The sequence below is a fragment of the Rhizobium sp. NFR07 genome (assembly GCF_900111905.1).
In the GTDB taxonomy this organism is placed as follows: domain Bacteria; phylum Pseudomonadota; class Alphaproteobacteria; order Rhizobiales; family Rhizobiaceae; genus Neorhizobium.
In genome coordinates this window covers 198,268-221,904 of the sequence record NZ_FOKM01000010.1, presented here as the reverse complement: position 1 = coordinate 221,904, position 23,637 = coordinate 198,268, and the positions used below count along the sequence as shown (strand labels likewise).

Genomic DNA, 23,637 nt, shown 5'->3' with positions numbered 1-23,637 from the left:
CGGACCGCACTCCAGCGGCTAGAACGCTTTTGCCGCGTCCAGGGTTCATTGTCAACGACCGCTTCCGCCGTCGGGCGCCCTGTCCAGCACCCTTGTCCCACAGGGATGCCCCGCAGTTCAACGGACGATCGTCAGCGTCTCGGCAGCACGCGTGATCGCCGTATAGAGCCAGCGCTCGCGGCTGTCGCGGAAGGCAAAGCTCTCGTCGAACAGCACGACATTGTTCCACTGCGAGCCCTGTGCCTTGTGCACCGTCAGGGCGTAGCCGAAATCGAACTCGTCGTAGCGCTTGCGCGTCGACCAGGGGATTTCATCCTCGCTCTCGAAGGCCGCCTTCAGGAGCTTGATCTTGGCCGCACCACGATCCATGTCGTCGTCTTCCGGCCGGATCATCAGGTTGATGCCGGGCTTGACGGTCTCGCGGGACGAACTCATCACCTGCCACAGCGAGCCGTTCAGCAGGCCCTTCACCTGGTCGTTCCGCAGGCAGACGAGCTTGTCGCCGGATTGCGGATAGTCGGTGGTGAAACCCTTCAGCTCGCGCAGACGCTGGTTATAGCGCTTGCGGGTGCGGTTGGTGCCGACCAGAACCTGGTCGGCTTCGAGCACCAGTTCCTGGGTGACTTCGTTGCGCGAGATCACCTGCGCCTTGCCGTAGTCGCCATGCATGATCTCCTTGCCCTCGCGCACATTCATGGCGAGCTGGATGATCGGGTTGTCCTGCGCCTGGCGATGGATATCGGTCAGCAGGTAGTCCGGTTCCTGCTCGGTGAAGAAACCACCGCCGGACACCGGCGGCAGCTGGCCGGGATCACCCAGAACCAGGATAGGCGTACCAAAACTCATCAGGTCCCTGCCGAGCGCCTCGTCGACCATCGAGCATTCGTCGATGACGATGAGCGCCGCCTTGGCGACCGGGCTCTGGCGGTTGATGGAAAACATCGGCGAGACGGAGGTCTTGCCGGTCTCCTCGTCCTCGACGGCCTCTTCGCCGCGCGGCCGGTAGATCAGCGAATGGATCGTCTTGGCGTTGCGCGCGCCGCGGGATCTGAGAACCTGCGCCGCCTTGCCGGTAAAGGCCGCAAACAGGACCTCGCCATCGACATGCTCGGCAAAGTGCTTGGCGAGCGTCGTCTTGCCGGTTCCGGCGTAGCCGAACAGGCGAAAAACGGGGCTACGCCCCTCTTTCAGCCAGCGGGAAACGGCCTTGAGGGCCTCGTCCTGTTGCGGTGCAAATTGCATGGCCGCGACTTGGCAGGATTCTGCCGCAAAGCGCAACAGAAAAGAACGAAAGATGAATCAAAGCTATCAAAGATGAATACTCATCATTCATACGGGTCGTCTAGGATCCGACCATGAAGATCCTGATTCTCGGCGCCACCGGCTTCATCGGGCAGGCGATTCTCCAAAGACTGCTGGCTGATGGGCACGATGTCACGGGCATCGGCCGTGCGCCAGATCGCGCAAGGGAGAAGACGCCGTCGGCCCGCTGGATTGCCGCGGATATCGGCAGGCTCTCCGCCTCCGACTGGCGGCCGCTGATCGAGGATTGCGATGCGATCGTCAACTGTGCCGGCGCCCTGCAGGACGGCTGGTCCGACGATCTTCTGGCAACCCAGCAGAAGGCGATGATTTTACTGTATGAAGCGGCCAGAGCGTCGGGCGGCCGGCTGATCATCCAGATCTCGGCGCGCACCGGAGGCGCAGCCTCCGCCCTGCCCTTTCTCGCAACCAAACGACAGGCCGACGAAGCGCTCGCGGCCTGTGGCCTTCCCTTCGTCATCCTGCGTCCCGCACTGGTGATAGGTCGCAACGCCCATGGCGGCACGGCGCTGATCCGCGCGCTTGCAAGCTTGCCGGCGGTCGTCCCGCTTGTTCACGCCGAAAACCCGATCCAGACGGTCGCCCTTGGTGACGTAGCTGAAGCGGTCGCGCTCGCGGTGAGCGGCGCGCTTCCATCCGGCACCGATATCGATCTCGCTGCGAAAGACAGCGTGACGCTTGCCGAGCTCGTGCGGCTGCACCGCGCCTGGCTCGGCCTCGCGCCGGCAAGGCAGATTGCTCTGCCCGTCTTGCTGGCAAAACCAGTTGCCATTGCCGCAGATCTGGCCGGAAAGCTTGGCTGGCGATCGCCGCTGCGCACGACCGCGATGACGGTGATGACCGAGGGCGTGGTCAGCACCCGGCCGCGGCCGAACGGCTTGAGCATGTCCGACGCCGCCACGGTTCTCGCCCGAAATCCGGGCGGCGTGCAGGATCTCTGGTTTGCCCGGCTCTATCTCCTGAAGCCGCTTGCCATCCTCACGCTCTCCATCTTCTGGCTGTTGTCCGGCCTGATCCCGCTTGCCGACGCCAGCGCCGCAGCCGCGCATTTCCTTGCCTTCATGCCGGCGCCGGCGGCCATGGCGCTGACGCTCGGTACCTGTCTGATCGACATACTGCTCGGGCTGGCGGTGCTCTTCCGGCCGGCTGCCCGCCGGGCCATGCTCGGCATGATCCTGGTCAGTCTCGCCTATCTGGCCGGCGGCACGGTCCTGGAGCCGCAGCTGTGGCTCGATCCGCTCGGCCCGCTGGTGAAGGTCCTGCCGTCTCTCATGCTCACTTTGATGACGCTTGCCATACTGGATGAACGTTGATGGACGGGCTGCTCAACATCGAGAACATCCTTCTCCTCCTGCATGTCATCGGCGCGACTGTGCTGTTCGGCACCGGAGCAGGCATCGCATTCTTCATGGTGATCGCCAGGGGCACAGAGGATCCGAAGCTGATCGCGCATACCGCCAATACGGTAGTCCTCGCAGACACCGTCTTTACCGCCACGGCGGTGGTGCTGCAGCCGATCACCGGTTATCTTCTGGCCAGCAGGATCGGCTGGCCGATGACGGAGGGCTGGATCGCCCTCTCGCTCATCCTCTATGTCGTGACGGGCCTGTTCTGGCTGCCGGTCGTCTGGATACAGATCCGTCTGCGCGACATCGCTCGCGCTGCCGATGCCAATTCGCAGCCGCTGCCAGCAATCTGGTTCCGGCTCTACCGCATCTGGTTCGCCTGCGGTTTCCCGGCCTTCTTCGCCGTCATCGGCATCTTTTTCCTGATGCTAACCAAGCCGGACATTTCGCTCTTCCAGTGAAGGCGCTTGGCATTCGGGCATGCTGCATTAGATTGTCCCGATCCATTCAGATCGAGGTCCCGCGCCATGGCCGACATGCCCACCGTCACCCTCCCCTCCGGACCATCCGTGCCCGCACTCGGGCTCGGCACCTGGAAGATGGGCGAGGATCAGCGGCATGCAGACAGGGAGATCGCAAGTCTACGGCGTGGCGTGGATCTCGGCCTGACGCTGATCGACACGGCTGAGATGTATGCGGAAGGCGGCGCGGAGACGATCACCGGCGAGGCGATTGCCGGACGCCGCGACGATGTATTTCTCGTCAGCAAAGTCTATCCTCACCATGCAAGCCGCCAGGGTGTCATCGACGCCTGCGAGCGGAGCCTGAGGCGTCTCAAGACCGATCGGATTGACCTCTATCTGCTCCACTGGCGCGGCCAGCATCCGCTTGAAGAAACCGTCGCCGGTTTTGAAGACCTGCGCGCGGCAGGCAAGATCGGCGCCTGGGGCGTCTCGAACTTCGATGTCGACGACATGGAGGAACTGATGGACGTGCCGGGCGGCGAGAACTGCGCCGCCAATCAGGTGCTCTACAACCTCTCCCGGCGTGGCATCGAGCATGATCTCCTGCCCTGGTGCCAGGAACGTAACATTCCCATCATGGCCTATTCGCCGATCGAACAGGGCCGGATCGTACGCAATGCCGAGCTGATCCGCATCGCCAAGGCCAACCAGGCGACACCGGCGCAGGTCGCCCTTGCCTTCCTGCTGAAACGCGGTGTCATGGCCATTCCCAAATCGTCGAGCCCCGAGCGGGTCGAGGAGAATGCCGGCGCGATCGGGCTTGAGATCAGCGACGCGGACTGGGCCTCACTCGATGCGGCCTTCCCCGCACCGAGGGGCAAGCGACCGCTTGAAATGCTATAGCGACTTCCGGCCAGCGACGATCGCGTCGATGGTCTGAAACACGTCGGTCGCCTCCCATGTCTCCGGGTTCCGGTAGATCGGATAGTGGACAAAAGCTGCCGCCGCCAGATGATCGACGCCGCGATTCACCGTCCTGCGGCGGCTGACGGTGCGGCGGGCCGTGTCACTCATCCGGTCCTCGGTCAGTCCCCAGCCGGAATAGAAGGGGGCGGCATAGCAGCGGACGGGAACGCCTCTCAGGAGCGCATCGAAGCCGAACTGGCTGGCGACGGTCCAGACTTCGTCCACAACCTTCAAGATCGCCGCCGCTGAGACGGGTTCTGCGGAAAGCGTGACACCCGGCCGTCCCGACGCCATCTCGATCAGATACCCCCTCCGATATCCGGCAATCACGTCCGGATGGGTGCGCACGATGCAATGAGCGCCGCTGGCGAGCGCATCGTTCAGCATGGTCTCGAACGATTTTTCCGATCCGAGCGACCGGGGAACCGAGACGTCGCCCCGCACCTGATCGACCAGCAGCACCCGACGCTTACCGTTACCCGAAAATTTCGGCTCGTCATGCGGCAAGTGATTGTACTTGGAAAGGCCGTGATGGACGATCGCCTCGCGCACGCCAGCGCCGAGGCTTGCATCGGCATCGTCCGCCTCGATGATCAGCCGCTCAAGCCGGGACGCGACGGATGCGTCTGTTGAAAGTCCGAGATCGTCGGCAACGATCGACAGCGGCAGGCTGCCGGACTTGCCGAGACCGACGGACCGAAGAAAGCCATCCTCCAGCCGCCAATGCGGCAGCAGGCGGGCCGTTGCGATCGCTCGCGTGATCTTGGAACCGATGCGCCCGCCCCAGGCCATGGTGCCGGCAATGCCCGGCGTGAAGCAGGTGCGGATCTCGTCGAGCCCGAGATAATCCTTCACCCAAGGCAGATCGTCCCGGAGCCAGTGCATGGCACCGAGTGGCGTGCCGACGGGCGGCAGCCATGGCTTGCCGCCGATCCTGAGCGAGTCATCGGATTTCAAGACTTGAGCATCCCCTCACAATCGAGTTGCTCTCGCCTAACCCGGCGGGCAGGTTTTGTCGATGCCCGCCGGATCGAGCGATGCGTTACATGCCCCGACTACATGCCTTGAGGGCCGCGGTTCATCGCGGCAATGCCGGTGCGGCAGATCTCGATCAGGCCGAGCGGCTTCAGGATCGCGACGAACTGGTCGATCTTAGACGACTTGCCGGTGATCTCGAATATGAAGTGCTCGACGGTCGCATCCACCACCTTCGCCTGGAAGGCATCGGCAAGACGCAGCGTTTCCGCCCGGCGCTCGCCCTCACCAACGACCTTGATCAACGCCACTTCGCGCTCGATCGGCCGCTCCTGGCCGAAATCGCGAGCGCGCACCGTCAGGTCAACGACCCGATGCACCGGCACGATACGTTCGAGCTGCGCCTTGATCTGCTCCAGCACAAGCGGCGTGCCATTGGTGACGATCGTGATGCGGGATAGGTGCGCTTCATGCTCCGTTTCCGAAACCGTCAGGCTTTCGATATTGTAGCCGCGGCCGGAAAACAGGCCGATGACGCGCGCGAGAACGCCCGGTTCGTTGCTGACGAGAACCGACAGCGTATGGTTCTCCGGCTTTGCCGTCTCCGGGTTGATGAAGTAGGCCGATCCGGTGGGCTGCTGATGTGCATTCATGATCTTGGGTCCGTTTCCTCAAGTATTGTCTTAAGAACAGCAGCGCGCATCAAACGAGCTGACGGCCCTTGGCGTCGATTGCCGTCGCAACGGCCTCGTCGGTTGCGTCATCGGGAAGCAGCATTTCATTATGCGCCTTGCCGGACGGGATCATCGGGAAGCAGTTGGCGAGATTGGCGACACGGCAATCGAAGATGACCGGCTTCTTCACCGCGATCATCTCGGCGATCTTGTCGTCCAGTTCCTTCGGATCGTCGCAATACATGCCGACGGCGCCATAGGCTTCCGCCAGCTTGACGAAGTCCGGCATCGCTTCCGTATAGGAATTCGACAGACGGTTGCCATGCAACAGCTGCTGCCACTGGCGCACCATGCCCATATACTGGTTGTTGAGGATGAAGATCTTGACCGGCAGATTATACTGGATGGCGCAGGACATTTCCTGGATGCACATCTGGATCGATGCGTCCCCGGCAATGTCGATGACCAGAGCATCCGGATGCGCGACCTGCACGCCGAGCGCTGCCGGCAGGCCGTAGCCCATCGTGCCGAGACCGCCGGAGGTCATCCAATGATTCGGCTCTTCGAAGCCGAAGAACTGTGCCGCCCACATCTGGTGCTGGCCGACTTCAGTCGTGATGAAGGTCTCGCGTCCCTTCGATGCCTCGTAGAGACGCTCCAAGGCATATTGCGGCATGATGACGTCGTTGGAGTTCTTGTAGGAAAACGACTTGCGCGCCCGCCAGCCCTCGATCTGCGACCACCAGTCGGCAGTTTGGGCCTTTTCCGGCTTCTTCGGCAGTGCCCGCCACAGACGCACCATATCCTCCAGAACATGGGCAACGTCACCGATGATCGGAACGTCGACGCGGACGTTCTTGTTGATCGAGGACGGGTCGATGTCGATGTGGATCTTCTTCGAATTCGGCGAAAACGCGTTGATGCGGCCGGTGATGCGGTCGTCGAAGCGTGCTCCGACGCAAACCATGACGTCACAGTCATGCATCGCCATGTTGGCTTCGTAGGAACCGTGCATGCCGAGCATGCCGAGCCAGTTCTTGCCGGATGCCGGATAGGCTCCGAGGCCCATCAGCGTGGACGTGATCGGGAAATCGGAGAGCTCGACCAGTTCGCGCAGCAGCTTGGAGGCTTCCGGGCCGGCATTGATGACACCGCCGCCGGTATAAAGAATAGGGCGACGCGCCGTCGCCATCAGTTCGACGGCCGCCTGGATCGCCTTCATGTCGCCGTCGAGCTTCGGCTTGTAGCTCTTGTTGATCGGCGTCTCGGACGGCGGCGTGTAGGTGCCGGTGGCAAACTGCACGTCCTTCGGAATGTCGACGACGACCGGACCCGGACGACCCGTCTGGGCGATACGGAAGGCTTCGTGGATGATGCCGGCCAGATCGTTGACATTCTTCACCAGCCAGTTGTGCTTGGTGCAGGGTCGCGTGATGCCGACCGTATCGGCTTCCTGAAACGCGTCCGAACCGATCAGCGTCGTCGGCACCTGGCCGGTCAGACAGACCAGCGGGATCGAATCCATCAGTGCATCCTGCAGCGGCGTAACGGCATTGGTGGCACCCGGACCGGAGGTAACCAGCATGACACCGACCTTGCCGGTGGAACGCGCATAACCCTCGGCCGCGTGACCGGCGCCCTGCTCGTGGCGCACCAGAATGTGCTGGATTTCTTCCTGCTGGAAGATCTCGTCATAGATCGGCAGCACCGCTCCTCCGGGATAGCCGAAAATATGCTCGACGCCATTGTCCTTCAGCGCCCTCAGAACGATCTCCGCACCAGTCATCTGGTTGTCGGGGTTCTGATTATTGGTGTCCGTCATCATCTTGGTCCGTTCACTGCTGATTGTTACCGGCGGCTCCTCCGAGCCGGATTAAGGCATAAAAAAAGGCCCCTTGAGGGAGCCTGTCTTTCCGCGCATGGGTGGCTATCGCCGGACGGTTACACCGTCCTGCCCATGCGCGCTCCCACCACAATAAGTGCCGTCGAGATTTTCATGGCAGCGAGTGTTAGCCACATAAATATCATTCGTCAACGCGAGATCGGACAAAATGCGCAACCGACCGATTTTGAAACGATGCCTCCTTTCGCCGATTTCTGAGATTATACTTGTTGTTAAGCCGGCTTCGGTAATCTGGCCGCTCGCAATTCTGGCTGTGAGCAATCATGGCCATCGAGTCTCACACCCCCCAGTCGAAGGGGCGCCTCTTGCTGAATGACGACATCCATCGCCCGGCGCAAGCCGGAGAAAACGAACGTCGGGACACGCAGAAGCGCGGCAATCGCTTCCTCGGTCGGGTCGTCGCCTGTAACGGGTCCCACGCGACAATCGCAGCCGTCGCCGCGCAGGGCGAGACCGAACTGACGGAACTCTGGTCCGTCGGCCGCCTGATCTCCATCAGCGTCGGGTCGAACCGCGTCGTGGCGTTGGCCTATTCCATGGAGACCGCCACCCAGGACTGGGCCGAGGGCGAAGACACACGTTTCCAGATCGAGGTCGAGCTTCTCGGCGAAGTGCGCGTCGACGCCGACGGCACTGAACAGTTCTCGACCGGCATCTCGCGCTATCCCTATCTCGGCGCGATCGCCCACCGCATCCGCGCGGCCGACTTGGTGCGCATCTACGATCCAGGCAGAAAAGAAACCTGCGTCATCGGCAAGCTCAGCCAGGATGAGAGCATCGACGCGGCGATCCATATCCCGTCCATGTTGTCGAAGCATTTTGCCATCGTCGGCTCCACCGGTGTCGGCAAGTCGACGGCAGTATCGCTGCTTCTGCATCGGGCAATCGAAGCCGATCCGAAGTTGCGTGTCCTCATTCTCGATCCCCACAACGAGTTCGCTGCGGCCTTCCCTGACCACGCCGTTGTCATCGACACCGACACGCTCGACCTCCCTTTCTGGCTCATGCGCCTGGAAGAATTCGCCGAAGTCGTCTTCCGCGGCCGCCCGGCCATCCCGGAGGAACTCGACATCCTTCGCGATCTCATTCCGGAGGCAAAGCGCGCCTTCCGCGGCAGCGACAGTAGCCTGACCCGCCGTACGTCCGAAAAGAGCTCGGTTACGGCGGATACGCCGGTGCCCTATCGTATGGCAGATCTGCTCGCCCTGATCGACGACCGCATCGGCCGTCTGGAAGGTCGGACGGAAAAGCCTGCATTGCGATCCATCAAGATGCGCGTCATCTCCGCCATCAACGATCCGCGCTACCACTTCATGTTCTCCAACAACACGATCAACGACACGATCATGGAGACCATCGCCCACATCTTCCGCATCCCGGGCGGTGATCGGCCTATCTCCACATTCCAGCTGTCCGGTATCCCGTCGGAAGTGGTCAATTCGGTCGCCTCCATCCTCTGCCGCATGGCGTTCGAGCTGGCGCTCTGGAGCAATGGAGCGATCCACATGCTCGTCGTTTGCGAGGAAGCGCACCGTTATGTTCCGGCCGACCGCGAGCTCGGCTTCGTGCCCACCGTGCAGGCAATCTCCCGCATCGCCAAAGAAGGCCGCAAGTACGGCGTGTCCCTCGGTGTGATCACCCAGCGGCCGGGCGAACTGGACCAGACGATCCTGTCGCAATGCTCGACCCTGTTTGCCATGCGCCTGTCGAACGATCGCGACCAGGAGATCATCAAATCGGCGATCCCGAATTCGTCGATATCGACCACCAGCTTCCTGTCTTCGATCGGCAATGGCGAGGCGATAGCATTCGGCGAGGCAATCGCTGTTCCGATGCGGATGAAGTTTTCACATGTCGAGAGCAAATATCTGCCCAAGGCCCGCGGCATTGCGGACAAGGGCATGGAAGGCACGTCCGACACAGTGGACCTGAGGACGATCGTCTCGCGCATGCGCTCCGTAAGCGGACCAGACATCAGTGCGTTCCAGCAGAGCTATCTCTCGGCCGAAGCGAGCTACACAAGCCCGCCTGCCGCCGCCGCAGCCCCCGCGATGGGTGCCGATTTTCCGCCGGCAAACGATCAGGAGATAGAAGACTGGCGGCGCGAGATCCGCTCCGAACGGCAGATCAACGCACCCGCTCAGCCGGAGCAGGAAGCGCTTACGCCCTACAGGCCGGATATGCTTCCGGGCCGCGCCCAAACGGCGGAAGCATCGGCTCCACAGGCCCGCACCATATGGCGCGACCGTCCCGCAACGCCTGCCGCGCCTGCAAGCGATGTGCCTTCACGCCCCAATCCCTTCGTCAAACGCGAAGGCTCTTTCCGTGAAAGCCTGTTGAAAAAGCCGCTGAGCAGCCTTTACGACAAGGACTGAAGCAAGGCCGGCGAACCGTCGATCCGCAGCCATGTTTCGTCCATCTGATTTCGGAACCATGTCATCTGCCGCTTGGCATATTGCCTTGTCAGGGCTGATGCGCGCTCGACCACATCGGCCCGCGACATGCCGCCATCGAGCATGTCCGCGATCTCGCGCACACCGATCGCTTTCATGACGGGCAGATCGGCGGCTGGTTTTTTAGCCATGAGCGCCTGAACCTCCTCGACGGCCCCCTGCTCCAGCATCTTCTCGAAGCGCAGGTTGATCCGCTCATGGAGAAGCGCGCGATCGGGCAGAACGACGAACTTGCGCGACTTTTCCGGATCAACGATCATCGGCCCCTGCCTGCCCTGAAAATCCAGGATCGAGCGACCGGTTGCCTGAAGAACTTCAAGCGCCCTTACGATCCGCTGCCCATCCCGAGTCTCCAATGTCCCGGCAAGCGCCGCATCCTTGCCGGTGAGCTCGGCATGCAAGGCTTCCGGCCCTTCCTCCTTCAACCGCAGCCGCACCGCGCAGCGGATCTCCTGCGGGATTTCCGGCATGTCCGACAAGCCTCCGGTCAATGCCTTGAAATAGAGCCCGGTGCCGCCGACGAAGACCGGCAATTTTCCGGCAGCGCGAATCGCGGGCAGTAGTGCGGAGACGTCTCGCAGCCACTCACCCGTCGAATAGGCGGTCGTCGCGGGCACGTGGCCATACAGATGATGGGGAATACCCTCCATCTCATCATCGGCTGGACGCGCGGTCAGCATGCGCAGCGTATCATAGACCTGCATGCTGTCGGCATTGATCACGACGCCGTTGCAGTTCTTCGCCAGCCGGACGGCAAGCGCCGACTTGCCGCTGGCAGTCGGCCCGGTTATCAGGATGGCGTCGAAATTCTGCACAAGGTTTTCCATATGGCTTTCGTTGCCACGCTCATTGCCCATCCGTCAAACCCGGTTCTCACGCCGGCGCTCGCAGAACAAGCGGAAGGCGCGGTGAAAACCTCCGGCCTCTATTGGCTGGCGGATGGCATCGCCTGCGACATCGCCCTGCATGACGACGAGGATCCGGCGGCGGCGGACGCCAAACTGCGCGCCGTCATCGGCAGCGCTCCGATCGATGTCGTCGTGCAGCAGGCAGAAACGCGCCGCAAGCAGTTTCTCATTGCCGACATGGATTCCACCATGATCGGCCAGGAATGCATCGATGAGCTCGCCGACGTCGTCGGCCTGAAGGACAAGGTGGCCACCATCACCGCAAAGGCGATGAACGGCGAGATAGCGTTCGAACCTGCGCTGCGCGAACGCGTTGCCCTCTTGAAGGGCCTGCCGATCACCGTCGTCGACGAAGTCATCGCCAAGCGCATCACGTTGACCTCCGGCGGACCGGAGCTGATTGCGACTATGAAGGCGAAGGGCTTCTACACCGCCCTCGTCTCCGGCGGCTTCACCGTCTTCACCAGCCGGATCGCCGCTACGCTCGGCTTCGACGCGAACCGCGCCAACATCCTGATCGAGAAGGACGGCATCCTTACCGGCGAAGTGGCCGAACCGATCCTCGGCAAGCAGGCCAAGGTCGATGCGCTGGAAGAGATCTCGGCGAAACTCGGCATCACGCCCGAGGACGTCATTGCCGTCGGTGACGGGGCAAACGATCTCGGCATGCTGGGCATAGCAGGATCGGGCGTCGCGCTACACGCCAAGCCCACCGTCGCCGCCCAGGCGAAGATGCGGATCGACCACGGCGACCTGACGGCCCTTCTCTACATCCAGGGCTATCGCAAGAGCGACTTCGTGACGCCATGACGGAACGCGTTGTCATCGTCGAAACGCCGCGCCTGATCCTCGGCACATGGCTGCCGTCCGACCGTGACCTGTTTCGCGAGATCAACGCCGACCCCAAGGTGATGGAATTCTTTCCCTTCCGTCGCAGCCACGAAGAGGCCGATACCTTTCTCGCCAAGCTGAACGGGATGCTGAAGGAAGACGGTCTCGGCTTCTACGCGGTCGTCCTCAAGGAGACCCAGGAGCCTGTGGGCTTCTGCGGCCTGTCGCGGCCCAATCTCCCAAGTGTTTTCCCTGAACAGACGGTCGAGATCGGCTGGCGGCTTGCTACCCGTTTCTGGGGCAATGGCTACGCCACGGAAGCAGCCAAGGGACTACTCGACTGGGCGTTCGTCGCCAGGAACCTCGATGCGGTAATATCCTTCGCGGTCGAGGCCAACCATCGTTCCACAGGCGTGATGAAGCGGCTCGGCCTGCACAGGATAGAGGGGCTGGATTTTGACCATCCCCGTGTGCCGGATAACTATCCGCACCTGAAACGGCATGTCGTCTACGCGGTCACTCGGGACGAGTGGAAACGCCAGATGGCCAGCCGGGCTTGAGCCCGGCTGAAACCGATACGCAATCCGCCGGCGGAACTAATCCAGCGGGATCGCGACGAAGCGCAGGTTGCCGGTCTTGTCGGCGATCATGATATGGGCGTTGCGGCGACCTTCGGCCTTCAACGCCTCCATGCGGGTCGTGACATCCTTCGGCGTCTCGACGAAATCCTGGGCCACCTCGACGATGACCTCGCCCGGCTTGACCCCCTTTTCGGCCGCAAGCGAACCGGCCGCGACGTCCGTGATCACCACGCCCTCGACGCTTTCAGCAATGCCGAAGCTCTTGCGCTGCTCCTCACCCAGCGGCGCAATGGTCATGCCATAGGCCTGCACGGGCTCCTTGCTTTGCTCGCCCCCCTGATTGTTGCCCTGATCGCCATTGTTGGCATCGGGCTCATCAGTGCTGTCGGGCTCGTCGCTGTCGTCGGCCGAAGCGGACTGTGCGCTGTCCTCCAGGCGGCCGAGCGTCACCTTGACGGTCTGTTCCTTGCCGTCGCGCATGATGACGACGTCGACGGCCTTGCCGACCGGGCTTTCCGCCACGATGCGGGGAAGATCGCGCATCTCGTTCACCGGGGAACCATCGAAGCTGATGATGACATCGCCAGCCTTGATCTCACCGTTCTTGATCGGGCCCTCGTTGACGATGCCCGAAACCAGTGCACCGCGCGCGCGGTCAAGGCCGAGGCTATCAGCCACCTCGTCGGTGACCGGCTGGATGCGCACGCCGAGCCAGCCGCGGCGGGTCTCGCCGAACTCGATCAGTTGGCGCACGACGTTTTCCGCGATCTCGGTCGGCACGGCAAAGCCAATGCCGATCGAACCACCCGACGGCGAAATGATCGCCGTGTTGATGCCGATGACCTCGCCGCGCATGTTGAACAGCGGACCGCCGGAATTGCCCTTGTTGATCGCCGCATCCGTCTGGATGAAATTGTCGTAGGGACCGGCATTGATGTTACGGCCGCGTGCCGAGATGATGCCGAGCGTCACCGAACCGCCAAGGCCGAACGGGTTGCCGATCGCCATCACCCAGTCGCCGATGCGCATGCGCCGGGAATCACCGAACGGCACGGCCTTGAGCGGCGCCTTCGGCTCCACCTTGAGCACCGACAGGTCGGTCTTCGTGTCCGTCCCGATCAGCGTCGCCTTGAGCTTCGAACCGTTCGGAAACACGACCTCGATATCGTCGGCACCTTCGATGACGTGGTTATTGGTCACGACGTAGCCCGTCGGATCGATGACGAAGCCTGATCCCAGCGACGAGACTTTCTGATTGCCCTGCTGGCCGCCCTCGCCGTCGAAGAAGTCGTCGAAGAATTCCTGGAAAGGCGAGCCGTCCTGGATCTGCGGCTGCTGCGGCCCGTTGCCGTCGTTCTTGACGCTCTGGGAGGTCGAGATGTTCACCACCGCGTCGAGCAGGCCTTCGGACAGGTCGGCGATCGACGCAGGCCCGGCTGGTGCGGCGGCGGCCCCGGGAGCCGGCGGCGGGTTGATGGAAGAGGATGGCGGCGGCGGGGCCGGCAGCATCGCGCCGGGCGCGTTCGGCTGCGCCTGCGAAGGTGCCGCGGGAGCCGGAGCAGGCGCCTGAGCCTGGGTTTGTGCCCATGCGGACATCGGTGCCGCCGCAATCGCGGCTGCAAGGCCTCCGATGGCAACGCGCTTCCAGGGCGATCGAACCTGCTGAGCCATCTGGCCTCCTAGCATTTTGGACTTATTCGTATAGCCCAGGGACAAGGGCTTTCAGCTGCGGCCTATTCGAACGACTGAATCAGGCAGAGTTTCGGCAAACAATAGGGCGGAATGCCGCGACGCGAAATTACCTTTTCGTGAGATAGCCGTGCAAAGACACGGAAAAAGAAAGAGCGGCCTAAGCCGCTCTTTCATCTCTTGTATCAGTTTGCCGGTGCCGGAGTGCCACCTGCCGGAGGGGCTGGCGGCGTTGCCGGAGCCTTTCCGTCCGGCGTTTCGAAGAACTTGAAGAACTCCGAATCAGGCGAAAGCACCATCGTGGTTCCGTTGTCAGCCAGCGACGCGACATAGGCCCGCATCGAGCGATAGAACTCGAAGAAGCTCGGATCGCGCTGGAAGGCCGCGGCGAAGATGCGGTTCCGCTCTGCATCGCCTTCACCGCGGAGGATTTCGGAATCCCTCTGGGCTTCCGAGACCAGCTCCACGACCTGGCGGTCGGCAATCGCACGACGACGCTGGCCCTGCTCGTTACCGCGTGCGCGGATGAGCTCGGCCTCGGCAAGGCGCTCGGCCCGCATGCGCTGGAAGGTCTGCTGCGAGACTTCCTGCGTCAGGTCGGTACGACGGATGCGCACGTCGCGGATTGCAAGTCCGAGCGATTCGGCAGCACCGTTCAGGTCGGCCCGCACTTCCTGCATCATCGACACGCGTTCGTCGGACAGTGCGACACTGAAATCGCGCAGACCGTAGACACGACGCAGCGCTGCGTCGAGACGTGTGCTCAGACGCGATTCCGCCGATTCCCGGTCACCCGAGACGGTTTCGCGGAAGCGCCGCGGATCGGTGATCGCATAGACGACGAAGGCGTCAACCTCGTAGAACGCGCCACCCCGAACCTGGACGCGGATGTTGTCGAGGTCGAAGCGCAGCGCGCGGTCTTCAAGATACTGGACGCGGTCGGCGTCCATGAAGGCGAACGGCAGCTTGAAGTAGATGCCGGGCTCCTGCTTGACGGACTGGATCTCACCGAAGCGGACCACGATGGCCTGTTCACGCTCGTTCACCACGAAGACGGACGAGTAAAGCAGGAAGAGTACGGCGCCCAGGCCGATCAGGATTGCGGGCAGTCGGTTGGAGTTCATCGGCTGCCTCCCTGCTGCGTTGCATTCGGATTACGGATCATTTCGTTGAGCGGAAGATACGGAACAGCACCCTGCTGCTGACCGTCCATGATGATCTTGTTGGACGACTTCAGCACTGTTTCCATTGTTTCCAGGAAGATGCGTCGACGGGTGACGTCGGGTGCATTGGCATATTCGTTGTAGATCGAAACGAAGCGCTGGGCTTCACCCGTTGCCTCGTTGACGACCCGGTCCTTGTAGGCCGAAGCCTCTTCGCGGACCTGGGCTGCCTGACCGCGTGCCTGACCGAGCTTCTGGTTGGCATACTGGTTGGCTTCTTCGACGAAACGATCCTCGTCCTGTTCGGCGCGCTGCACTTCTTCGAAGGCATCGGCGACTTCACGCGGCGGAGCCGCGTCCTCGATCGGAACTGCATTGATGGCAATACCTGAGCCGTAGGTGTCCATCGTGCCCTGGATGATGTTGCGAACCTCGGTCGACATTTCCTCGCGGTTGTCGCGGAAAATGTCCTGCGCCGGGCGACGTCCGACGACCTCGCGCATGGCGCTTTCGGCGACCTGCTGCAATGTCGATGCCGGCGTTTCCAGGTTGAACAGATAGGCCTTGGGATCGGTAACCGTGAACAGAACCGAAAACTGGACGTTGACGATATTCTGGTCGCCGGTCAGCATCCAGCCGACGTTCGAATTCGAACCCCTCGGAGCGCCGATATTCTGCTGCTGCTCGGTGACCTTGACGATCTCGACCGACTCAAGCGGCCAGAGATGGAAATGCAGGCCCGGCATGGAAATCTCTTCCTTGGGCTTGCCGAATCTCAGTTCGACGCCGCGCTCGTCCGGCTGCACCGTGTATACCGACTGGAACACGAGAAACGCCGCGATCACCAGCGCCACGATGACGAGTGCGCCACCGTTGAAACCGCCGGGCATGAAGCCCTTCAGGCGATCCTGGCTTCTGCGGATGATGTCCTCGATATCTGGCGGGCCGCCATTGCCACCGCCGCCGCCGCCGCGTGGGCGGTTAGGTCCCTGCCCCCAGGGTCCTTGATTGTTACCGCCACCGCCGCCGCCGCCCCATGGGCCGCCGCCGCCATTCTGATTGCTCCAGGGCATCAAAACCTCTTTGTAAGTGTCTCCCTTCCCTCACGGCGCAACTCTTCGAAGAACCGCAGGGTTATCGCCCGTTATAGGTATGCCAGGCACGGCTTTCAACGCGCGTTCAATAACTTCCAAGTCAACGGTAACGAAATGTTTCAGTTTGCCGCAGATTTCCGGCGATAAATCGCAAAACGCGTGGGATAGCTGTCCCTCTCACCCGCCGGGACCTGGGTTTCCTCGCATTTATCAAAGAGCGCGGAATCGATATCCGGAAACATGGTGTCGCCATCGTCGATGACGGTTTCGACATGCGTGACGTAGAGAATGTCGGCTGCGTGCATCGCCTGCTTGTAGATTTCACCGCCGCCGATCACAGCGACTTCGCCCGCCCCCGTCTCGGCAGCGATCTTTTGGGCAACGGCGAGCCCCTCCTCGATGGAGGTCACCGTCACCGCGCCTTCAACGACAAAATCGGGATTGCGCGTGACGATCACATGCGGCCGTCCGGGCAAAGGCTTGCCACCGAAGGATTCGAGCGTCTTGCGGCCCACCACGACCGGCTTGCCCAAAGTCAGAGCTTTGAACCGCTTCAGGTCAGTCGAAAGCCTCCAGGGCATGTCACCGTCCCGGCCGATCACGCCGTTCTCCGACATTGCAACGACGATCGAGACGGGAACACTCATACGGCGATCGGTGCCTTGATGTTCGGATCGGCAACGTAATCCTGCAGTTCAAAATCCTCGAACTTGAAGGAGAAGATGTCCCTTACATCAGGATTGATCTTCATTGTCGGCAGCGCCTTCGGCTCCCGCGTCATTTGAAGCTCTGCCTGTTCGACATGGTTCGAATAAATATGCGCATCGCCGAACGTATGGATGAACTCGCCGAGCTTGAGTCCTGTCACCTGCGCCACCATCATCGTGAAGAGCGCATAGGACGCGATGTTGAAAGGCACGCCGAGAAAGATGTCGGCAGAACGCTGGTAGAGCTGGCAGGAGAGCTTGCCGTCGGCGACATAGAACTGGAACAGGCAATGACAGGGCGGCAGTGCCATGTCGTCGACCTGCGCCGGGTTCCAGGCCGACACGATATGCCGGCGGGAATTCGGATTGGTCTTCAGCCCTTCGATAAGCTGCTCGATCTGGTCGACATGGCCGCCTTCCGGCCGCGGCCATGAGCGCCACTGGTAGCCGTAGACCGGGCCGAGATCGCCGTTTTCGTCCGCCCATTCGTCCCAGATGGAAACGCCGTTCTCCTTGAGATAGGCGATATTTGTATCGCCGCGCAGGAACCACAAGAGCTCGATGATGATCGAGCGCAAGTGCAGTTTCTTGGTGGTGAGCGCGGGAAAGCCCTTAGAAAGATCGAAGCGCATCTGGTAGCCGAACACGGAGCGAGTGCCCGTTCCCGTACGGTCACCGCGGTCGGTGCCGGTTTCCATCACATGCCGAAGGAGGTCGAGATATTGCTTCATGGGTCTGGCCACCGATTCCTGAAATCGAGACCTACATAATAGCATGGACCGCCGACACCAATCACCTGCCGGTCACTGTCGTCGCTTATCCAGCCTTTTCGCAAGGCTTCCGGACGCGATTGCGATGCTTCTGTGACGAAGCCTCTTTTCAATCCGCATGCAAACACCTATATCACCCCTGCCGGATTTCGGTCCGGCTATGGCGATAAACGGTCGGTGTAATAAACCTATTGGACCCGGGGGCGGTACCCGGCGCCTCCACCACAAGCTGGCATGATCAGGCCGGTTTATGATGGGGGCGAAATAGGATCGACAAGGGTGTAAAGATCGAACTTTTGCTCGGCATGATACCGCCGTTATCGGGTCACAAGTGTAGTTGCAAACGACAACAACGCTAAGGGTTATGCTCTCGCTGCCTAATGGCGGTGCGGGAAATCCGAACTAAGTCCTTAGGGTTAGCCCCTTAAGGCGGGGTCCGAAGGCACCTGGCAACAGAAGCCTTCACCTTCCCCCCTCACTGGAATACAATCACCAACTGACTCGACCGGGCGGGACTACCGTCCGCCGGAATGGCATGGCATAAGCCGTCTTAAATGAAAGACGAATAGGGAAAGACAGGACCGTATGGCTCAGGATCACATCCGTTACGATATTCTGGCTCAGGATGCGCTGCGCGGCGTCATTCGCAAGGTTCTTTCGGAAGTTGCGGCCACCGGCCGGCTTCCAGGTGATCACCACTTCTTCATCACCTTCCTGACCGGCGCGCCGGGCGTACGCATTTCGCAGCATCTGAAAGCGAAATACACCGAGCAGATGACCATCGTCGTCCAGCACCAGTTCTGGGACCTCAAGATCACCGACACGCAGTTCGAGATCGGCCTCTCCTTCTCCGACACGCCGGAACGCCTCGTCATTCCGTTCAACGCCATCCGCGGTTTCTATGACCCTTCCGTGAACTTCGAACTCGAGTTCGAAGTGCCTCTCGTCGAGGAAGAGGAAGCTTCCGCCGAGATCACCGCGATCCCGGTCGATGCAGTTTCCAAGCCTGCCGAGGAAAAGAAGGAAGGCGGCGAGGAGAAGAAGGAAGGTTCCGTCGTATCACTCGATTCCTTCCGCAAGAAGCAATAGGCGGGACCATGGGTGACGTCGTCAACCTCAGGCAGTTCCGTAAGACAAAGGCCCGGTCCGAGAAGGAAATGCAGGCCGAGCAGAACCGCCTGAGCCACGGCCGCACCAAGACCGAAAAATCACTGACCACGGCCCTGAACGAGAAGGCCGAGAAGAAACTGGATCAAGGACGCCTGGAAAAGTCCCAGAAAGATCCAGAGTAAGTGGACATTAAGAGCGCGTTATCTGTCCTATTTGGAGCCGCTTGACCCATTTCGCTCCGCCGCCTGTATAGGCGCATTGGTCATGATGATCACGGAGCCCCACTTGATTCACAAGCATTCTGCGACCCTTCACGGACACCGCACCAGTTTCTCCCTCGAGGACGAATTCTGGTCGGAATTGAAGACGATCGCCAAGGCCAGAAGCATGAGCCTGGCCGGCCTCATTACCGACATCGACGACCAGCGAACCTCCGGAAGCAATCTGTCTTCCGCCTTGCGGGTCTATGTTCTTCGCTACGTCAAGCAGCAAGACAATTTTAAAAACGAAATCGTTTCCTAATAAACATTAACCACATCGAAATAAGCACCTTCTAAGGTGGTGCCAGTTTCTCCTGAAGCCACCTTTGAAAGCTTCCACGATGGTCACGTCCGTTTCCACTTCCGCAGTCAGCCTGCTGACGTCTTCTTCCAGCACGTCATCGACGACGACATCCTCCACCTCCGGTTCGAGCGCATCGGAAATCGAAGCGCAGATCGCCGCCAAGCAGAGCGAGCTTGCGAGCGCGACCGACGAAGAGGCGAAAACAGAGCTTCAGGAAGCGATCGCGACATTGAAGGCCGAGCTTTCCGCCGCGCAGGCAGCCGAAAAATCGAAGGATACGTCATCCGCGTCGACGCAGTCGGCTGCCTCGACGCTGCTCTCCGGCGAAAGCGAGCAGATCGGCACGACCAATTTCGAAGAAGATACCCCCTTCGGCGATCGCGAAGCCTGGGTCTGACGACTACTGACCGACGCCCGGTAGTGTGCCCGAACCGAAGGGCTCCAACGTCTGATTGTCGGTTCCGAGATTGTTGACGGTTGGAGGGACCTGCAATTCCAGTACGGTCCCTTCGCTCTGACGCTGCCGCTCGGCAGCCTTCGCGGCTTCGATGATCGCCTGGCGTGCTCGTTCCTCTTCTTCCGCCCGTCTTGCCTTTTCGGCCGCCCGTGCGGCCGCCTCGAAATTGTAGAGCGCCACCTCCCGGCGCAGCCTCTGCTTTTCCAGAACGCTCGACTGCAGCATCTCCACCCTGCGGCGTTCCTGCTCATAGGCACGCATCGACAGGAAATTCGTCACGGCCGAGACGTCGAGCGCTTCCCGCGGCTCTTCGCGTTTTCCGGAGTAAAGCAGACGAACCGTAGGATCGCCGCCCGCAATCGCCTCGTCACCCGCCGCATAGGTGACGGACATCGAGGCATCGAGTTCGCCGCGTGTCAGGTTGGCACGGCCCTCGGCGGCAAGGCTCAATCCTTCCGCTTGCGCCCTAACCTCCTGGACGCGGAACTCGCCGCCGGTGATCGTGAAGGGGATATTCACATCACCGAGCGACAGTGCCCCCTGACGGATCTGCTGCGCAACGATCCCGCCCACGCGCTTCTCGGTCAACTCACCCTTGGATTGATCCGCCGCCTGCATCAGCGAGGCCAGCAGGCCTGAGTTGAGCCCTTCGATCTCGAGGCCGGACAACTGGACCTGCCCCGAACCGCTCATCGCCGCGATCAGATCGCTTGCGCTTGCGCCACTCGCCTCAGCCGAAGCGTCGAATGTAACCTTGCCCGCTGCGACGGGCTGCTCGCCATCGTACCAGACGAGAGAGGCAAGGTCGGCGTTCTCCGCATGCAGCTTCGTCTGCAGAATGCCTGTACCATTGCCGTTTGACATCAGTACCCGTCCGGTCAGCTTGCCGCCCCGCCAGTCGCCCGAGAGTTCGTCGAGAGAAATGCCGCCGCCGCGATGGGCGAGCTTGGCGGTAAGGTTGGTCACCTCACCGAATTCGCCGGCGTGGAAATTGCGGGCCTTCAGATCGAGCGCGATCTCGCTGTTGCCGAACACCGGCAAGGCGAACGGCGTGGTTGACGGTGCGCCGTGCGCCGGATCCGTCAACGGTCCGAACACGGCCTCGCCAAGCCAGGTCAGGTCGAGCGCATCGATATCGAGCGCACCCTTTCCCTTGAGGCCAGTCACACTCCTGTCGATGGAAATAGCACCGTCAAATGCGTTGCCATCCGCATCACCACGAAGTGCAGCGAGTTCGAAGGCCTGTGGCGTGACGGTAAAATCAGATTCGACATTGACCGGCAGGCCACCGCCGAACTGCGGAATTCCGATGCCGGCCAGCAAGAGATAGGGTTCGAGGTCCTGGCTGCGCAGAGCGGCGTGGCCCCGGCCCTCGCCGAAATTCTCCGGCAGGAGCGACATCTCGGCATTGGCCGAGAACTCGGTCCGCTCAGTCTTGAAGTCGATCCGCGTCTGCGTTGCCCCCTCAGCGGGCTGCTGGATGGCAAGCGAAAGCGTGCCCGGTCCATCGCCGCCAAAGGGTAGTATCTCGCCGCCCGCCTGGCCGATCAGGATCTCGGATTGCGGATTTTCCAGAGAGGCCGCCACCGTCATCGCGCTGCCGCCCGTCAGGTCGAAAAGGGTCGGAAGATCGATATCCGCCTTGACTACGCTTCCATTGACCGAACCGGTAATCTTGGCCTGCGCGCCGGCAGAACCGTTGCCGATCGTCAGGCCAGCCGTCAGATCGGCATCGGAATAGAACGAAGCATTCGCTGCAATTCGGTCCAGCACCGGATGCGCCGGCAGCTGCCGCTTCAGCATGCCCAGGAAGGCCGTAAGGTCATCCGACTTGAGCCGTACATTGGCGGTGCCGTGATAATCCAGCAGCGATCCTTCAACCTTACCCTCTCCCGACAGGCTGGCACCCGCAAGGTCCCCGACATTGAGCCGTTCCAGGGACAATACGCCTCCCGCCATGGTGAAGGCCGTGTCGACGTCGCTTGCCGCCACACCCAGTGCCGTGAAACGCTGCGCCTTGAGCCTCGCCGCCAGGCGGTGATCCAGCACGTCCATGCCGGCATCCTCGCCGGTGATCAGCGAGGCAAGAGCCCGCATCGCATCGAGATCGATTTCGTCTCCGGAAAGGTCGACCGAGAGACCGGCTGCCTGCCCGCCTTGCGGCTGTGCATTCTGGACCTGACTGTCCTGCGAATGACGCTCGACGCTTCCCCGCAGGGTCGCCGGACCGATCGCAAGTTCCAGGTCTTGGAACCGCTGCAGATCGGCCGTCAGGTTCACATTCGCGGAAAAGCCTGCGGTCCGAAGCTGACGGATCGCCGGATCGACATGACCGGACAACCAGTCGGCGAGGCCGGAAGGCTGGGTCGAGGCAAACAGCATGCGTCCCTCGAACGAGGGTTGGCCCTCCAGCACGAGAGCGCCACTGGCTTCCATTCGCGTGCGACCGGGGAAGGTCGCGACGGCCTTGTCCACGGTCCAACCCTGCCCGGCCGGCTGCACGTCAAGCTGGATGTCGCGGATGGTCGTGTCGTTCAGGACTACGGCGGGAAGTTTCAGGCTGGCACGGCCCGGCACCTGCGGGATCGGGATCGACGCCGCCATTTCGACGAATGCCTGCAATCGGCGCTGCGCCGATGCTGCCCCATCCCGCCCGGTCTTGCCGCGCGGCCCCTCGGCCAGATGATTGACGTCGATCTGCTGCCCCTCGGCCGTCAGAAGAAATTCGGAATTGCTGCCGGTATCGAGCGTTGCCTCACCCGTGACGACATAGGGATTGTCGAGCGCGCCCACTTCCAGCCGGTAATCGGCAACGCGTATCCGATCATTGGTGAGTTCGAAACTTCCCTTCACGCGCGGCCCGGGCGGGGGTGCGGCCACCGGCTCGCTCTCGTCCTCTTCCTGCAGCACATTCGCGGTAAAACCGCCGCTATAGGTGGGCACGCTTTCGGAGAGCGCAATCTCGCCGTCGAGATTGACCTCCAGCGGTTCGGCATCCGGCCAAAGCCGCAGCCGCAGCGGAAGGCGCCTGGTCTCGACATTCGCCGCACCGGTCGCAAGGCTGAACCGTGCCTCCTGGCCGTCGAGCGTCGCATCGCCTTCGCCACGCCAGGGCCCTGCGAGCGACGCAGCCGACATGGCCGCCGTCAGACCCGTGATGCTACGCGAGCGGCCGGACTGCTCGTCGATGATCGCCACCTCTCCGCCGACGATATGGACATCCTCGATGGCCACAACACGGGTCGGGATCGACGGACGGCTGCCGCGCATCCAGTCGAGCGTTCCATCCTTCAGGATGCGAAGGCGGGTTTTCGGTTCCTCGATGCGCATATCGAAAATGCGCGCCTCCCCGGAGAGCAAGGGCGCAAGTTCCATGTCCATGGAAAAGCGGGCGACCTGAACCTGCGGCTTGCCGTCGACGTCCTGGCCGATCCGGACGTCATGCAGGGTCACGGACGGAAAAGGCAGGATACGGGCATCGACCTCGCCATGCACCGAGACCTTCTTGCCGAGCAGGCGGCTGGCCTGCTGCTCGAACTCGACGCGGAAGCTCGACCATTCGACGAAGAACGGCACCAGCAACGCTGTGAACAGCAGGAGCACGACGGCGCCGCCGATTGCCAACATTACGCGTCCGAGCACCGTCCAACCTCCCTTTG

At 61.7% G+C, this 23,637-nt stretch carries 21 protein-coding genes and 1 other RNA gene; 11 read left to right on the top strand and 11 right to left on the bottom strand.

Translation table 11 applies throughout. The features are described 5' to 3' along the window. Nucleotides 1-117 precede the first annotated feature (117 nt). Entirely contained in the window at nucleotides 118-1,242 is a 1,125-nt protein-coding gene (locus tag BM216_RS21180; RefSeq protein ID WP_093001254.1) for an ATP-dependent DNA helicase, read from the bottom strand. A gap of 113 nt (nucleotides 1,243-1,355) precedes the next feature. Between BM216_RS21180 and BM216_RS21175 the strand changes: the two genes are divergently transcribed. The 3 genes from BM216_RS21175 to BM216_RS21165 all read left to right on the top strand — a co-directional run bounded on the left by BM216_RS21175 (nucleotide 1,356) and on the right by BM216_RS21165 (nucleotide 4,036). Then, nucleotides 1,356-2,636: an SDR family oxidoreductase gene (locus BM216_RS21175; protein WP_093001184.1), complete on the top strand. Its 1,281-nt coding sequence runs from the start codon at nucleotides 1,356-1,358 to the stop codon at nucleotides 2,634-2,636. Next, nucleotides 2,636-3,130 (top strand): DUF2269 family protein, encoded by a 495-nt coding sequence (locus BM216_RS21170; protein WP_093001183.1) that lies wholly within the window; start codon nucleotides 2,636-2,638, stop codon nucleotides 3,128-3,130. The genes BM216_RS21175 and BM216_RS21170 overlap by 1 nt, the downstream gene beginning before the upstream one ends. Nucleotides 3,131-3,196: 66 nt before the next feature. Beyond that, a complete protein-coding gene (locus BM216_RS21165) occupies nucleotides 3,197-4,036 on the top strand; it encodes an aldo/keto reductase (RefSeq protein ID WP_093001182.1) in 840 nt (279 codons plus the stop codon). Here BM216_RS21165 and BM216_RS21160 read toward each other — a convergent pair. The 3 genes from BM216_RS21160 to BM216_RS21150 all read right to left on the bottom strand — a co-directional run bounded on the left by BM216_RS21160 (nucleotide 4,031) and on the right by BM216_RS21150 (nucleotide 7,570). Then, complete coding sequence (locus tag BM216_RS21160) at nucleotides 4,031-5,056, bottom strand: capsular polysaccharide export protein, LipB/KpsS family (protein WP_244530255.1); 1,026 nt, start codon at nucleotides 5,054-5,056, stop codon at nucleotides 4,031-4,033. The two genes, BM216_RS21165 and BM216_RS21160, sit on opposite strands and share 6 nt — an antisense overlap. 98 nt (nucleotides 5,057-5,154) lie before the next feature. Then, complete coding sequence (gene ilvN, locus BM216_RS21155; RefSeq protein ID WP_093001181.1) at nucleotides 5,155-5,727, bottom strand: acetolactate synthase small subunit; 573 nt, start codon at nucleotides 5,725-5,727, stop codon at nucleotides 5,155-5,157. Between the two features lie 49 nt (nucleotides 5,728-5,776). Next, on the bottom strand, nucleotides 5,777-7,570 hold the full coding sequence (locus BM216_RS21150) for an acetolactate synthase 3 large subunit (protein ID WP_093001252.1): 1,794 nt from the start codon (nucleotides 7,568-7,570) through the stop codon (nucleotides 5,777-5,779). Between the two features lie 386 nt (nucleotides 7,571-7,956). On the opposite strand from BM216_RS21150, the gene BM216_RS21145 reads away from it, so the two are divergent. Next, nucleotides 7,957-10,026 (top strand): ATP-binding protein, encoded by a 2,070-nt coding sequence (locus BM216_RS21145; RefSeq protein WP_093001251.1) that lies wholly within the window; start codon nucleotides 7,957-7,959, stop codon nucleotides 10,024-10,026. On the opposite strand, the gene miaA is transcribed toward BM216_RS21145, so the two are convergent. Further along, entirely contained in the window at nucleotides 10,011-10,931 is a 921-nt protein-coding gene (gene miaA, locus BM216_RS21140) for a tRNA (adenosine(37)-N6)-dimethylallyltransferase MiaA (protein WP_093001180.1), read from the bottom strand. The genes BM216_RS21145 and miaA overlap by 16 nt on opposite strands. On the opposite strand from miaA, the gene serB reads away from it, so the two are divergent. Both serB and BM216_RS21130 read left to right on the top strand, forming a co-directional pair. Continuing rightward, nucleotides 10,932-11,822 (top strand): phosphoserine phosphatase SerB, encoded by an 891-nt coding sequence (gene serB / locus BM216_RS21135; RefSeq protein ID WP_093001179.1) that lies wholly within the window; start codon nucleotides 10,932-10,934, stop codon nucleotides 11,820-11,822. Continuing rightward, nucleotides 11,819-12,403, top strand: a complete 585-nt coding sequence (locus tag BM216_RS21130) for a GNAT family N-acetyltransferase (RefSeq protein ID WP_093001178.1) — start codon at nucleotides 11,819-11,821, stop codon at nucleotides 12,401-12,403. The genes serB and BM216_RS21130 overlap by 4 nt, the downstream gene beginning before the upstream one ends. Nucleotides 12,404-12,439: 36 nt before the next feature. Here BM216_RS21130 and BM216_RS21125 read toward each other — a convergent pair whose 3' ends face one another. The 5 genes from BM216_RS21125 to BM216_RS21105 all read right to left on the bottom strand — a co-directional run bounded on the left by BM216_RS21125 (nucleotide 12,440) and on the right by BM216_RS21105 (nucleotide 17,808). After that, nucleotides 12,440-14,095: a Do family serine endopeptidase gene (locus BM216_RS21125; RefSeq protein WP_093001177.1), complete on the bottom strand. Its 1,656-nt coding sequence runs from the start codon at nucleotides 14,093-14,095 to the stop codon at nucleotides 12,440-12,442. Between the two features lie 203 nt (nucleotides 14,096-14,298). After that, nucleotides 14,299-15,237 carry a protease modulator HflC gene (locus BM216_RS21120; protein ID WP_093001176.1) on the bottom strand — a complete coding sequence of 313 codons (939 nt, stop codon included), beginning with the start codon at nucleotides 15,235-15,237 and terminating at the stop codon, nucleotides 14,299-14,301. After that, nucleotides 15,234-16,349 (bottom strand): FtsH protease activity modulator HflK, encoded by a 1,116-nt coding sequence (gene hflK / locus BM216_RS21115; protein ID WP_093001175.1) that lies wholly within the window; start codon nucleotides 16,347-16,349, stop codon nucleotides 15,234-15,236. The genes BM216_RS21120 and hflK overlap by 4 nt, the downstream gene beginning before the upstream one ends. A gap of 140 nt (nucleotides 16,350-16,489) precedes the next feature. Further along, nucleotides 16,490-17,017 carry a dihydrofolate reductase gene (locus BM216_RS21110; protein ID WP_093001174.1) on the bottom strand — a complete coding sequence of 176 codons (528 nt, stop codon included), beginning with the start codon at nucleotides 17,015-17,017 and terminating at the stop codon, nucleotides 16,490-16,492. Next, on the bottom strand, nucleotides 17,014-17,808 hold the full coding sequence (locus BM216_RS21105) for a thymidylate synthase (protein WP_093001173.1): 795 nt from the start codon (nucleotides 17,806-17,808) through the stop codon (nucleotides 17,014-17,016). Before BM216_RS21105 ends, BM216_RS21110 begins: the two co-directional genes overlap by 4 nt. Before the next feature lie 141 nt (nucleotides 17,809-17,949). Between BM216_RS21105 and ssrA the strand changes: the two genes are divergently transcribed. The 5 genes from ssrA (at nucleotide 17,950) to BM216_RS21080 (ending at nucleotide 19,918) form a co-directional block, all read left to right on the top strand. Further along, nucleotides 17,950-18,314: a transfer-messenger RNA gene (ssrA, locus tag BM216_RS21100) on the top strand. A gap of 118 nt (nucleotides 18,315-18,432) precedes the next feature. Continuing rightward, the gene (locus tag BM216_RS21095; protein ID WP_093001172.1) at nucleotides 18,433-18,936 is read left to right on the top strand and encodes an SspB family protein; all 504 of its coding nucleotides are present in this window, start codon (nucleotides 18,433-18,435) and stop codon (nucleotides 18,934-18,936) included. 8 nt (nucleotides 18,937-18,944) lie between these two features. After that, on the top strand, nucleotides 18,945-19,139 hold the full coding sequence (locus BM216_RS21090) for a DUF4169 family protein (RefSeq protein WP_093001171.1): 195 nt from the start codon (nucleotides 18,945-18,947) through the stop codon (nucleotides 19,137-19,139). Nucleotides 19,140-19,242: 103 nt separating this feature from the next. After that, nucleotides 19,243-19,479, top strand: a complete 237-nt coding sequence (locus BM216_RS21085) for a ribbon-helix-helix domain-containing protein (RefSeq protein ID WP_093001250.1) — start codon at nucleotides 19,243-19,245, stop codon at nucleotides 19,477-19,479. Between the two features lie 79 nt (nucleotides 19,480-19,558). After that, a complete protein-coding gene (locus BM216_RS21080; RefSeq protein WP_093001170.1) occupies nucleotides 19,559-19,918 on the top strand; it encodes a hypothetical protein in 360 nt (119 codons plus the stop codon). A gap of 3 nt (nucleotides 19,919-19,921) precedes the next feature. On the opposite strand, the gene BM216_RS21075 is transcribed toward BM216_RS21080, so the two are convergent. Further along, on the bottom strand, nucleotides 19,922-23,620 hold the full coding sequence (locus BM216_RS21075) for an AsmA family protein (protein ID WP_143102816.1): 3,699 nt from the start codon (nucleotides 23,618-23,620) through the stop codon (nucleotides 19,922-19,924). Nucleotides 23,621-23,637: the final 17 nt, after the last annotated feature.

Bases quoted from the DNA above. Each gene is read 5' to 3' on its own strand.
- BM216_RS21180 (WP_093001254.1), bottom strand. From the start codon at position 1,242: ATGCAATTTGCACCGCAACAGGACGAGGCCCTCAAGGCCGTTTCCCGC.
- BM216_RS21175 (WP_093001184.1), top strand. From the start codon at position 1,356: ATGAAGATCCTGATTCTCGGCGCCACCGGCTTCATCGGGCAGGCGATT.
- BM216_RS21170 (WP_093001183.1), top strand. From the start codon at position 2,636: ATGGACGGGCTGCTCAACATCGAGAACATCCTTCTCCTCCTGCATGTC.
- BM216_RS21165 (WP_093001182.1), top strand. From the start codon at position 3,197: ATGGCCGACATGCCCACCGTCACCCTCCCCTCCGGACCATCCGTGCCC.
- ilvN (WP_093001181.1), bottom strand. From the start codon at position 5,727: ATGAATGCACATCAGCAGCCCACCGGATCGGCCTACTTCATCAACCCG.
- BM216_RS21150 (WP_093001252.1), bottom strand. From the start codon at position 7,570: ATGACGGACACCAATAATCAGAACCCCGACAACCAGATGACTGGTGCG.
- miaA (WP_093001180.1), bottom strand. From the start codon at position 10,931: ATGGAAAACCTTGTGCAGAATTTCGACGCCATCCTGATAACCGGGCCG.
- serB (WP_093001179.1), top strand. From the start codon at position 10,932: ATGGCTTTCGTTGCCACGCTCATTGCCCATCCGTCAAACCCGGTTCTC.
- BM216_RS21130 (WP_093001178.1), top strand. From the start codon at position 11,819: ATGACGGAACGCGTTGTCATCGTCGAAACGCCGCGCCTGATCCTCGGC.
- BM216_RS21125 (WP_093001177.1), bottom strand. From the start codon at position 14,095: ATGGCTCAGCAGGTTCGATCGCCCTGGAAGCGCGTTGCCATCGGAGGC.
- BM216_RS21120 (WP_093001176.1), bottom strand. From the start codon at position 15,237: ATGAACTCCAACCGACTGCCCGCAATCCTGATCGGCCTGGGCGCCGTA.
- hflK (WP_093001175.1), bottom strand. From the start codon at position 16,349: ATGCCCTGGAGCAATCAGAATGGCGGCGGCGGCCCATGGGGCGGCGGC.
- BM216_RS21110 (WP_093001174.1), bottom strand. From the start codon at position 17,017: ATGAGTGTTCCCGTCTCGATCGTCGTTGCAATGTCGGAGAACGGCGTG.
- BM216_RS21105 (WP_093001173.1), bottom strand. From the start codon at position 17,808: ATGAAGCAATATCTCGACCTCCTTCGGCATGTGATGGAAACCGGCACC.
- BM216_RS21095 (WP_093001172.1), top strand. From the start codon at position 18,433: ATGGCTCAGGATCACATCCGTTACGATATTCTGGCTCAGGATGCGCTG.
- BM216_RS21090 (WP_093001171.1), top strand. From the start codon at position 18,945: ATGGGTGACGTCGTCAACCTCAGGCAGTTCCGTAAGACAAAGGCCCGG.
- BM216_RS21080 (WP_093001170.1), top strand. From the start codon at position 19,559: ATGGTCACGTCCGTTTCCACTTCCGCAGTCAGCCTGCTGACGTCTTCT.